Raw genomic sequence first — 8,462 nt, forward strand, 5'->3', positions numbered from 1 at the left:
CAGTCGGTGCCGTTCCGGCAGGACACGGCGTACATGGCGATCGGTGAGCGGACGAACGCGAACGGGTCGAAGAAGTTCCGTGAGGCGATGCTGGAGGCGCGCTGGGACGACTGTGTGGAGATGGCGCGTGACCAGATCCGTGAGGGTGCGCACATGCTCGACCTGTGTGTCGACTATGTGGGTCGTGACGGTGTCGCGGACATGGAGGAGCTGGCGGGCCGGTTCGCGACGGCGTCGACGCTGCCGGTGGTGCTGGACTCCACCGAGGTCGACGTGATCCAGGCCGGTCTGGAGAAGCTGGGCGGGCGTGCGGTCATCAACTCGGTGAACTACGAGGACGGGGACGGGCCTCAGTCGCGGTTCGCGAGGGTCACCCGGCTGGCGCGGGAGCACGGGGCGGCGCTGATCGCGCTGACGATCGACGAGGAGGGCCAGGCCCGTACCGTCGAGCAGAAGGTGGCCATCGCCGAGCGGCTGATCGGGGATCTGACGGGGAACTGGGGGATCCGTGAGTCGGACATTCTCATCGACACGCTGACCTTCACGATCTGTACCGGTCAGGAGGAGTCCCGGGGTGACGGTATCGCGACGATCGGGGCGATCCGGGAGTTGAAGAAGCGTCATCCGCTGGTGCAGACGACGCTGGGGTTGTCGAACATCTCCTTCGGTCTGAACCCGGCGGCGCGGATCGTGTTGAACTCGGTGTTCCTGGACGAGTGTGTGAAGGCGGGTCTGGACTCGGCGATCGTGCACGCGTCGAAGATCCTGCCGATCGCGCGGTTCGACGAGGAGCAGGTGACCACTGCGCTGGATCTGATCTACGACCGGCGTTCCGAGGGTTATGACCCGTTGCAGAAGCTGATGGCGTTGTTCGAGGGGGCGACGGCGAAGTCGTTGAAGGCGGGCAAGGCCGAGGAGCTGGCGGCGCTGCCGTTGGAGGAGCGGCTGCGGGCCCGCATCGTGGACGGGGAGAAGAACGGTCTGGAGGCCGATCTCGACGAGGCGCTCACGGCCCGGGCGGCGCTGGACATCGTCAACGACACCCTGCTCGAGGGCATGAAGGTGGTCGGTGAGCTGTTCGGTTCGGGGCAGATGCAGTTGCCGTTCGTGCTCCAGTCGGCGGAGGTGATGAAGAACGCGGTGGCCTATCTGGAGCCGCACATGGAGAAGTCCGATGCCGCGGGCAAGGGCACGATCGTGCTGGCGACGGTGCGTGGTGACGTCCATGACATCGGGAAGAACCTGGTCGACATCATTTTGTCGAACAACGGCTACAACGTGGTGAATCTGGGGATCAAGCAGCCGGTCTCGGCGATCCTGGACGCGGCGCAGGAGCACCGGGCGGACGTGATCGGGATGTCCGGGCTGCTGGTCAAGTCCACGGTGATCATGAAGGAGAACCTCCAGGAGCTGAACCAGCGCCGGATGGCGGCCGACTATCCGGTGATTCTCGGGGGCGCGGCCCTGACCCGCGCCTATGTCGAGCAGGACCTGCACGAGATCTACGAGGGTGAAGTGCGCTACGCGCGCGACGCGTTCGAGGGACTGCGGCTGATGGACGCGCTGATCGCGGTCAAGCGCGGTGTCCCGGGCGCCACACTGCCCGAGCTGAAACAGCGCCGCGTGCCCAAGCGGGAGGTGCGCCTGGAGGAGCCCGAGAGCGTGGGCCGCTCCGACGTCGCGGTCGACAACCCGGTACCGGCACCGCCGTTCTGGGGCACCCGCGTCATCAAGGGCATCCCCCTCAAGGACTACGCATCCTGGCTCGACGAGACGGCACTCTTCCGCGGCCAGTGGGGCCTGTCCAAGGAGCTGATCGAGACCGAGGGACGGCCGAGGCTGCGCGGCCTGCTGCACCGGCTCCAGGCGGAGAACCTGCTGGAGGCCGCCGTCGTGCACGGCTACTTCCCGTGCGTGTCCAAGGGCGACGACCTGATCATCCTCGACGACCACGGCAACGAGCGGACCCGCTTCACCTTCCCGCGCCAGACCCGCGGCCGCCATCTGTGCCTGGCCGACTTCTTCCGCCCGGAGGAGTCCGGCGAGACCGATGTCATCGGCCTCCAGGTCGTCACCGTCGGCTCGAGGATCGGCGAGGAGACCGCCGAGCTGTTCGAGTCCAACGCGTACCGGGACTACCTCGAACTGCACGGCCTGTCCGTCCAGTTGGCCGAGGCGCTCGCCGAGTACTGGCACGCCCGCGTCCGCTCCGAGCTGGGTATCGCCGGCGACGACCCGGACAGCCTCGACGGCATGTTCCGCACCGCCTACCAGGGATGCCGCTACTCGCTCGGCTATCCGGCCTGCCCCGACCTGGAGGACCGGGCCAAGATCGCGGAGCTGCTGTGGCCGGAGCGGATCGGGGTGGTCCTCTCCGAGGAGTACCAGCTCCACCCCGAGCAGTCCACGGACGCCCTCGTCGTCCACCACCCCGAGGCCGGCTACTTCAACGCGGGGACCGAGCGATGACGACCTTCTCCTTCGAGTTCTTCCCGCCCCGGTCGGCGGCCGGGGAGCGCACGCTGTGGGACACGATCCGGCGCGCGGAGTCCCTGCGGCCGGACTTCGTGTCCGTCACCTACGGCGCGGGCGGCTCGTCCCGGGACCGTACCGTCGACGTGACCCGGCGCATCGCGCGCGAGACCACGCTGCGCCCGGTCGCCCATCTGACCGCGGTGGGCCACTCGGTGGCCGAGCTGCGGCACGTGATCGGCTGCTACGCGGACGCCGGGATCCGGGACGTCCTGGTCCTGCGCGGGGATCCGCCGGGCGACCCGCGCGGGGCGTGGGTGCCGCATCCCGAAGGGTTCACGTACGCCCACGAGCTGGTCGCTCTGGTGCGCTCGCTCGGCGACTTCCGGGTCGGCGTGGCCGCCTTCCCCGAGGGGCATCCGCGCTCCCGGGACCCGGAGAGCGACCTGCGCCACTTCGTCGCCAAGTGCCGGGCGGGCGCCGACTACGCGATCACCCAGATGTTCTTCGACGTGGAGGACTACCTCCGGCTGCGCGACCGGGTGTCCGCCGCCGGGTGCGACATCCCGATCATCCCGGAGATCATGCCGGCCACCGACGTACGGCAGATCACGCGCTTCGCCGAACTGAGCGACGCGGCCTTCCCCGAGCACCTCGCCCACCGGCTGGAGGCCGCCCGGCACTCCCCCGCCGACGCCTTCCGCGTCGGCGTCGAGCACGCCACCGGCATGGCCGAGCGGCTGCTCGCGGAGGGCGCCCCCGGCCTGCACTACATCACGCTGAACAAGTCCACCGCCGCCTTCGACATCCACCGTGCCGTCCTTGCCTCGAGGAGTCTTCGTGCCCGCTGACCGCAACGCCCCCGCGCCGTTCGACGACTTCAGGGTCGCCGACCTCTCCCTCGCGGAGTTCGGCCGCAAGGAGATCACCCTCGCCGAGCACGAGATGCCCGGCCTGATGGCGATCCGCAGGGAGTACGCCGCCACCCGGCCCCTGGCGGGCGCCCGGATCACCGGTTCCCTGCACATGACCGTCCAGACGGCCGTGCTCATCGAGACCCTGGTCGCGCTCGGCGCCGAGGTCCGCTGGGTCTCCTGCAACATCTACTCGACGCAGGACCACGCCGCGGCCGCGATCGCCGCCGCCGGCATCCCGGTGTTCGCGTGGAAGGGCGAGACCCTGGACGAGTACTGGTGGTGCACGGAGCAGGCCCTGACCTGGCCGGGCCACGCCGGTCCGAACATGATCCTGGACGACGGCGGCGACGCCACCCTCCTCGTCCACCAGGGCGTCGAGTACCGGAAGACCGGCGAGCTCCCCGAGGCGTCCAACGACGAACTGGCCGTCGTGCGCGCCCTGTTGGAGAGGAGCACGCTGGACTGGACGAAGCTGGCGTCGGAGATCCGTGGGGTGACGGAGGAGACGACGACGGGTGTGCACCGGTTGTACGAGATGCAGCGTGACGGGTCGTTGTTGTTCCCCGCGATCAATGTGAACGATGCGGTGACGAAGTCGAAGTTCGACAACAAGTACGGGTGCCGGCATTCGCTGATCGACGGGATCAACCGTGCCACGGATGTGCTGATCGGTGGGAAGACGGCTCTGGTCTGCGGGTACGGCGATGTGGGCAAGGGGTGTGCGGAGTCGCTGCGGGGTCAGGGTGCGCGGGTGATCGTGACGGAGATCGATCCGATCTGTGCGCTGCAGGCGGCGATGGACGGTTATCAGGTCGCGACGCTGGAGGATGTCGTGGACCAGGTCGACATCTTCGTGACGACGACGGGCAACAAGGACATCATCATGGCGTCGGACATGGCCAGGATGAAGCATCAGGCGATCGTGGGGAACATCGGCCACTTCGACAACGAGATCGACATGGCCGGTCTGGCGCGGATCGACGGGATCGTGAAGGACGAGGTGAAGCCGCAGGTCCACACGTGGACGTTCCCTGACGGCAAGGTCATCATCGTGCTGTCCGAGGGGCGTCTGCTGAATCTGGGCAATGCGACGGGTCATCCGTCGTTCGTGATGTCCAACAGTTTCGCGGACCAGACGCTGGCGCAGATCGAGCTGTTCACGAAGCCGGCCGCGTACCCGACGGACGTGTATGTGCTGCCCAAGCATCTGGACGAGAAGGTCGCGCGCCTGCACCTCGACTCGCTCGGGGTCAGGCTCACGACGCTGCGTCCGGAGCAGGCGTCGTACATCGGCGTCGAGGTCGAGGGCCCGTACAAGCCCGACCACTACCGCTACTGAGCCGCTCGGCATCAGTCACCTGAAGAAGAACGGACAGGCCCCCGCACCCCCGTGCCGGGGGCCTGTCCCGTACCGCGTCACCAGGCCAGACAGAGGACGCCACGAAGCCCATGCCCCGCGGCCGATATTCGCTCCATGATCTGCACGATCACACCCCCCTCGGCGAAGAACACTTCCACTGCGCGCCCGGCCCCTCGGGCTGGCGCTACGTGGCCCAGCGGACCACCCCCTCCGGAGACCACTCCGGCTCGGTCGACCTCGCCCTCGACGAGCTGGGCCGCCCCCTGCGACTCGAAGTGAACGCCGCGAGCTGGCAGGTCAGAGGCGCCGCCCTCGACGGCGTCACCTGGGTCCGCACGGACCCGACCGGCCTGCACGCCACCGAAGGAAACGCACCCGCGCACGCGTTCACCGGCACGTCCCCCGCGTTCCTCGTCGCCACCGCACGGCTGCTGCGCCTCACCCCCGCTTCCCCCTCGACCCGCGTCCGCCTCGTCGCCCTGACCGACCCGGTGCTGGCACCGCGCACCGTGGACCAGTCCTGGACCTTGCTGGAAAGCGAAGCACACGCCACTGACAACGGACCCCTGACCGTGGACGCGTACCAGGTCACGGCCCTGGACACGGGGGAGCAGCACACCGTCCACCTCAGCGGCGACGTCGTGCTCGCGGCCCCCGGCATCGAGCTCGAGGACCTCGAGACCCCGCCCTCGGCATTCACCTGACCCCGCAGGGGCCCGAGCGCAGGCCGATCGCAGGGACCCGACCGTCTCAGGCCGGCGGGACGAACCCGGTCGCAGGCGGCTCCGCCTTGCCCGAACCGGAACCCGATGCCGGACCCGGACCGGAACCAGGGCTGATGCCGGGCTCCGCGCCGGTATCGGCCGGCGGCGCGTACCCCGCAGGCCCGTACGCCGGCGCCGGGCGCGGAGCCGCCGAGGAGGGCGCAGCCGAGGCGGGGGCAGCCGGGTAGGAGGCGGCCGGGTAGGGGGCAGCCGGATAAGGGGCGGGCGCACCGAACGCGCGCTGAGCCTCCCGCGACTGCCGCTCGTGCACCACGGCGGCGAGATAGGCGGCGGGCGGAACTCCGGGCGGCGCGGGCGTCCCCGTGCGCGCCGCGAGATCCGCCGCGAGCCCCTCCGCCATGTGCCACCCCACCTGCGGATCCAGCTGTCCCATCCGCGTGAGGTACTGGCGCACCGCGAGCCACAGCCCCTCGGGCACCGCCGACAGGTCCAGCTCCGCGAACCGGCCCACCAGCCACGGCGGCGGCGCCGGCACGAACGACGCCTGACCCGCAGGCACCCGCTCGCGCACGACGAGCGTCCCCGCGAACACGTCACCGATCCGCCGCCCACGGGCCGACACCAGCGAGGCGATGCAGGCGACGACCCCGAACGTCATCAGGATCTCCACGACACCGACCGCCCCGCGCACGAGCGCGTGCCGGAACCGGATCGGCCCGCCGTCGTCCCGCACCACCCGCAGCCCGCACGCGAGCTTCCCGAGCGAGCGGCCGTGGCTCAGGGTCTCCACCGCGATCGGAATGCCGACGAGCACCAGCAGGAACAGAGCCACCGCGAGCGCCGCCGACGCCGCGTCGTCCAGCGAGGCCGTCGCCGCCACGACCGCGATCGTCACCACGATGTAGACGGCGAACGCCACCACAAGGTCGATGAGTACCGCCAGCGCACGGCTCGGCAGCTTCGCGGGCCGCAGCTCGAGTGCCACGGCCTCCCCTGTCACCAGCTCGCTCACGCCGGACACCCACCCTTCCCCGACCTGCCCTTGGAACCGTCAGTCTGCCAAGCTGACCTCACATCGCGCCGTACAGGTGCCGGAAAGCGAGGAGCAGCAGACCGGATGGACCTCGACGTCTTCGTGTCGGCCCACCGCGCCGAATGGGACCGCCTGGACACGCTGCTGCGCCGCCGACGCCGCCTCACCGGCGCGGAGGCCGACGAACTCGTCACCCTGTACCAGCGTGCGGCCACCCATCTGTCGCTGATCCAGTCGAGCGCCCCGGACCCGCGCGTGATCGGGCGCCTGACCCAGCTCGTGGCACGCGCGCGGAGCGCGGTGACAGGCACGCGCCGTGCCTCGTGGCGTGACGTCACCCGCTTCCTCACCCACGGCTTCCCGGCCGCCGTCTACCGCGCGCGTCACTGGTGGGTGCCCACCGCGCTCCTCTCGACGGCGACGGCCGCCCTGATCGGCTGGTGGATAGGCACTCACCCCGAGATACAGGCCTCCATCGCCGCCCCGTCCGAGCTCCGCGAGATGACCCGTCCCGGCGGGCAGTACGAGACGTACTACTCCAGTCACCCGGCGGCGTCGTTCGCGGCCCAGGTGTGGACGAACAACGCGCAGGCGGCCGCCATGTGCCTCGTTCTGGGCGTCTTCCTGGGCCTGCCGGTCCTGTGGATCCTCTTCCAGAACATGCTCAACGTGGGGGTGGGCATCGGCCTCATGACATCGGCGGGCCGCCTCGACACGTTCCTGGGCCTGATCCTCCCGCACGGTCTGCTCGAACTGACCGCTGTCTTCGTCGCCGCCGGCACCGGCCTCCGACTCGGCTGGACGATCATCGACCCCGGCCCCCGCACCCGCCGCACGGCACTCGCGGAAGAGGGCCGCGCGGCTCTGGGGATGGCCATCGGCCTGGCCCTGGTCCTGTTCATATCCGGAGCGGTAGAAGGCTTCGTCACCCCGTCCGGCCTCCCCACGTGGGCCCGGATAGGCATCGGCATCGCGCTCGAGGTCGCGTTCCTGACGTACGTCTACGTTCTCGGGGGACGAGCCGTGCGCGAGGGGGAGTCCGGCGATGTGGGTGCGACGGAGCGGAGCGCCGTGCAACCGACGGCCGCCTGATGTGCGAGCACCCGGACTGACCTGCTAGTCTCCTCTCACCCGGAAAGACCGTTGACACGGCCTGGACGGGGAGGTAGATTCGAACAGTTGCCCCGAACTGGACAAGCTCGGCTGCAACGGTTAGCGTCTAGCGCGCTTCACGAAATAACATTCATTCGAGAAGCCCCCCTTTCGATTAATCAGAAAATGACCGCCGGTCAGACCGGCCCAAAACTTCTGATAAAGTCGGAACCGCCGAAAGGCAAAGGCCCCCCAACGGCCACCGGAAACGAATTCCGAACCGGAAACGGAACGGAAAAAGGATCTGGTAAGGTTGGAAACGCAAGACCGAAGGGAAGCGCCCGGAGGAAAGCCCGAGAGGGTGAGTACGAAGGAAGTGTCCGTTCCTTGAGAACTCAACAGCGTGCCAAAAATCAACGCCAGATTTAGTTGATACCCCGTCTCCAACCGCTTGGTTGGGACGAGGTTCCTTTGAAATAAAACACAGCGAGGACGCTGTGAACCGAGGGATTATTCCTCCCTCTGGTTCCGCTCTCGTGTGTGTTGCCCCGATCACGGGGAAACATTCACGGAGAGTTTGATCCTGGCTCAGGACGAACGCTGGCGGCGTGCTTAACACATGCAAGTCGAACGATGAACCGCTTTCGGGCGGGGATTAGTGGCGAACGGGTGAGTAACACGTGGGCAATCTGCCCTTCACTCTGGGACAAGCCCTGGAAACGGGGTCTAATACCGGATAATACTGCGGTCCTCCTGGACTGTGGTTGAAAGCTCCGGCGGTGAAGGATGAGCCCGCGGCCTATCAGCTTGTTGGTGAGGTAATGGCTCACCAAGGCGACGACGGGTAGCCGGCCTGAGAGGGC

At 68.5% G+C, this 8,462-nt stretch carries 6 protein-coding genes and 1 rRNA gene; 6 read left to right on the forward strand and 1 reads right to left on the reverse strand.

The window, feature by feature from the left end; all coding sequences use genetic code 11:
* The 4 genes from GTW43_RS33345 to GTW43_RS33360 form a co-directional block, all read left to right on the forward strand.
* Window positions 1-2,469, forward strand: a 2,469-nt coding sequence (locus tag GTW43_RS33345) for a dihydropteroate synthase (RefSeq protein ID WP_161305722.1), incomplete at its 5' end; no start/stop codon positions are given.
* The gene (gene metF / locus GTW43_RS33350) at window positions 2,466-3,323 is read left to right on the forward strand and encodes a methylenetetrahydrofolate reductase [NAD(P)H] (RefSeq protein ID WP_202502273.1); all 858 of its coding nucleotides are present in this window, start codon (window positions 2,466-2,468) and stop codon (window positions 3,321-3,323) included. The genes GTW43_RS33345 and metF, both read left to right, overlap by 4 nt.
* Window positions 3,313-4,728, forward strand: coding sequence for an adenosylhomocysteinase (ahcY, locus tag GTW43_RS33355; protein ID WP_161305724.1), 1,416 nt, complete (start codon window positions 3,313-3,315; stop codon window positions 4,726-4,728). The genes metF and ahcY overlap by 11 nt, the downstream gene beginning before the upstream one ends.
* Window positions 4,729-4,838: 110 nt before the next feature.
* On the forward strand, window positions 4,839-5,453 hold the full coding sequence (locus GTW43_RS33360; protein WP_161305725.1) for a hypothetical protein: 615 nt from the start codon (window positions 4,839-4,841) through the stop codon (window positions 5,451-5,453).
* A 46-nt stretch (window positions 5,454-5,499) separates the two neighbouring features.
* On the opposite strand, the gene GTW43_RS33365 is transcribed toward GTW43_RS33360, so the two are convergent.
* Complete coding sequence (locus tag GTW43_RS33365) at window positions 5,500-6,486, reverse strand: RDD family protein (RefSeq protein WP_161305726.1); 987 nt, start codon at window positions 6,484-6,486, stop codon at window positions 5,500-5,502.
* A 105-nt stretch (window positions 6,487-6,591) separates the two neighbouring features.
* On the opposite strand from GTW43_RS33365, the gene GTW43_RS33370 reads away from it, so the two are divergent.
* Both GTW43_RS33370 and GTW43_RS33375 read left to right on the forward strand, forming a co-directional pair.
* Window positions 6,592-7,599: a stage II sporulation protein M gene (locus GTW43_RS33370; RefSeq protein ID WP_161305727.1), complete on the forward strand. Its 1,008-nt coding sequence runs from the start codon at window positions 6,592-6,594 to the stop codon at window positions 7,597-7,599.
* A gap of 565 nt (window positions 7,600-8,164) precedes the next feature.
* Window positions 8,165-8,462: ribosomal RNA gene (locus tag GTW43_RS33375) — 16S ribosomal RNA — on the forward strand; the annotation flags it as partial.

Source organism: Streptomyces sp. SID5785 (genome assembly GCF_009870065.1).
GTDB lineage: Bacteria > Actinomycetota > Actinomycetes > Streptomycetales > Streptomycetaceae > Streptomyces.